This window comes from Syntrophales bacterium (assembly GCA_023229765.1).
GTDB lineage: Bacteria > Desulfobacterota > Syntrophia > Syntrophales > UBA5619 > DYTH01.
On the sequence record JALNYO010000087.1, the window covers coordinates 1 to 2,909 of the forward strand.

3 protein-coding genes are annotated in these 2,909 nt (G+C 51.3%); all 3 read left to right on the top strand.

The window, feature by feature from the left end; all coding sequences use genetic code 11:
- The first annotated feature begins 101 nt into the window (after window positions 1-101).
- Window positions 102-683 (top strand): hypothetical protein, encoded by a 582-nt coding sequence (locus M0P74_18280; protein MCK9365534.1) that lies wholly within the window; start codon window positions 102-104, stop codon window positions 681-683.
- Window positions 684-910: 227 nt separating this feature from the next.
- The gene (locus M0P74_18285; protein ID MCK9365535.1) at window positions 911-2,263 is read left to right on the top strand and encodes a transposase; all 1,353 of its coding nucleotides are present in this window, start codon (window positions 911-913) and stop codon (window positions 2,261-2,263) included.
- A gap of 268 nt (window positions 2,264-2,531) precedes the next feature.
- Window positions 2,532-2,897: a TonB-dependent receptor gene (locus tag M0P74_18290; GenBank protein MCK9365536.1), complete on the top strand. Its 366-nt coding sequence runs from the start codon at window positions 2,532-2,534 to the stop codon at window positions 2,895-2,897.
- Window positions 2,898-2,909: the final 12 nt, after the last annotated feature.

Here is a 2,909-nt window from a genome sequence, read left to right on the forward strand (position 1 = left end):
GCCAAAGTTGTTTGCCCATTGGCAGTTTCTTCAGTTGGCGGCTGGACGATAGGAGCCGGATGAGCTGAGAGGTTCACGTCCGGTTCTGTGAGAGCGTGGGAGTGAGATTCCCCTGCGCTACTCGACTTGTTGCCTGCTTTCAGTATAAGCCGGAGGCGGAACGGTTTCGCGTGGAGCTGGTCGAACGTCTGGGCAAGTTTGGGCTTGAGGTGGAACAGACGAAGACCAAGGTTATGGAGTTTGGAAGATTCGCCGTCCAGAATGCCAAGCAAAAAGGGGAAAGAGCCCAGACGTTTGATTTTCTGGGGTTTACCCACTACTGCGGGACAAAGCGGGACGGCAAAGGGTTTCGGATGAAGCGGGTTACTGCCCGCAAGAAGTTTATCGCTAAGCTGAAGGTATTCAAGGAATGGCTGATGAAGGCCAGGATATTGAAGACCAAGGAACTTTGGGAAACAGCCAAGGCCAAATTGAGAGGCCATTACAACTACTACGGGGTAACCGACAACCTGCAAGGAATTAAGAGGTTTGGGGAGGAAGTTAAAAAGCTGCTGTTTAAGTGGCTGAACCGGCGTGGTAAACGTGGTTGTCTCAACTGGCAAAAGTTCTGCGAAATGCTGAAGCGATTTCCTTTACCGGAACCTCGAATCAGGGTCAGGATGTTCGGATTTTCTGTGAATTGACCATGTGAGGAGCCGTGTGCATAAATAGTGCAAGCACGGTTCTGAGAGGGGTCAGCGACAACTGATGTATGGTTGAGATGCTGTGGCACCGCCGGGAAACCAGACGGAAACGGAGAACACAAACATCGACCTACAGCGTCGGGAGAAGCTGATCTACTCGACTACTCTTGACAAATAGAACTTTCGTTCTATTATGGACGGTCTGATTTTCTCAAAGGAGAGAAATCATGTCCGCTCCTTCCGCTGTTTATCGCCCCCGTAATCCACAGTTGTCCGATTATTATCGTTGCGTGGAGAACAATTTTGAGACCTTTATCCAAATCTATGATGAACATTTCTCACGGCAGTACGGCTTCTGGCGGCCCTATGTCGAGCAGGTGATCTATCGCTATCTCGATTGCGGCAATTTGCGCAACGGGTTTGCCCGTGTGAAATGCAAAGACTGCGGCCACGAATATTTGCTGGTATTTTCTTGCAAGCGCCGTCATTTTTGCCCTTCTTGCCATCAGAAGCGCGTGGTGGAATTTGGGGAATGGCTGTGCATGGATGTCCTCAAAAAGGTCCCCCACCGTCATTTCGTATTCAGCATCCCCAAAATCCTCCGCCGTTACTTTCTGTATGACAGGAGGCTTCTTGCCGATTTGAGCCGCTCGGCCTGGGAATCCCTGAAGGTTTTTCTCCAGGATGCGGTTCACGAAAACGTTCCCATCCCCGGCGCCGTCATCGCTGTCCAGAGCTTCGGCGATCTCCTCGGTTTCAATCCCCACTGCCACATCCTAGTAACGGACGGCTGTTTCTATGGCAATAAGGGTATGTTCCGCTTGGCGCCGCCCCTGGAGCTGAAAAAGCTGGAGGCCATTTTCCGACACAAGGTTTTGAGGATGCTTCTGAACAAGGGAAAAATCACGAAGGAGATGATCGCCATGCTCTCAACATGGCGGCATTCCGGCTTCAACGTCTTCTGCGGCAACCGCATATCGCCCACTGATGATACGGCGATGGAAAACCTGGCCCGCTACATCATCCGAGCGTCCTTTTCCCAGGAAAGAATGCAGTATCTGGATGAAGAGAGGACGGTTGTTTATACATCCAAGGACGGCGAGACAACCAGGGACTTCCCGGCGTTGGAATGGCTGGCCGCGATGTGTTCCCACATCCCGAACCGGGGCGAGCAAATGGTGAGATATTACGGATATTACAGCAACGTCTCGCGGGGAAAACGCCGGAAGGAAGGTCTGGATGACGCCATCCCCTGCATCATAGAAACCCAGGGAAACGAAAAGGCTTTCCGGAAAAACTGGGCCAGGCTGATTCAAAAAATATACGAGGTAGATCCCCTTGTCTGCCCTAAATGTCAGGGGACGATGCGGATCATCAGCTTTATTGAAGACCCTTCGGTGATCCGGGATATCCTCAATCATCTGGGACTATGGCTGGTAAAGGCAAAACCGCCGCCAAAGGCCCACGCCCCGCCAGGGAAACATGACGCCCTGTACGCCGATGACAATCAGCTTCAAACAAACGCTGATACCATCTACGGCGACCCTGAATACGCATGGGATGAATACATCCAGTCATAACGCATTTTGGAAAAAAAGGTGTGCCGGAGAGGTATGTCTGTATTGTGCTAATAAAAGCCCGCTTGCCGAGTGACTCGACCAAAAAGTGAGCAGATTTATGAAGATTAAGCTTCGCTTTCTCAAAAGAGCGGCCACCGATCCACCTTCCTTACCCAACGGTATCGCCAGCCCCTGCTTTTCGGTGTAAAACAACCGCAAAATATTTCTTGACAAGCCAAAACAGCCCCCCTATACTCCCACCTCCGAAAAGCAATGTCTTATCAATTAATTGCGCACGAGCTATGCCTGGCAGATCAGCCGCGAGAAGGAAACCGGAGACGAACTCATCAACTCGCCCAGACACCTGGCGAAGCTCAACTACTCCGTGCCGGTATGGGGAGAAAGGCTGCGCACGGGGCTGGAGCTTCAATACACCAGCAGCAGGAAGACCCTGGCAGGCGGGACTGCAAACGGACATCTGCTTACCAATCTGACCCTGCTCAGCGAGATGCTCGCAAAAAATCTTGAGCTTTCTGCCAGCATCTACAATCTATTCGACAAACGGTATAGCGATCCCGGTGGGGAAGAACATATTCAGGACCTGATTGCGCAGGATGGCAGAAGCTACATATTCAAATTGAACTACCATTTCTAGTACCATGTAACG

Bases quoted from the DNA above. Each gene is read 5' to 3' on its own strand.
- M0P74_18285 (MCK9365535.1), top strand. From the start codon at position 911: ATGTCCGCTCCTTCCGCTGTTTATCGCCCCCGTAATCCACAGTTGTCC.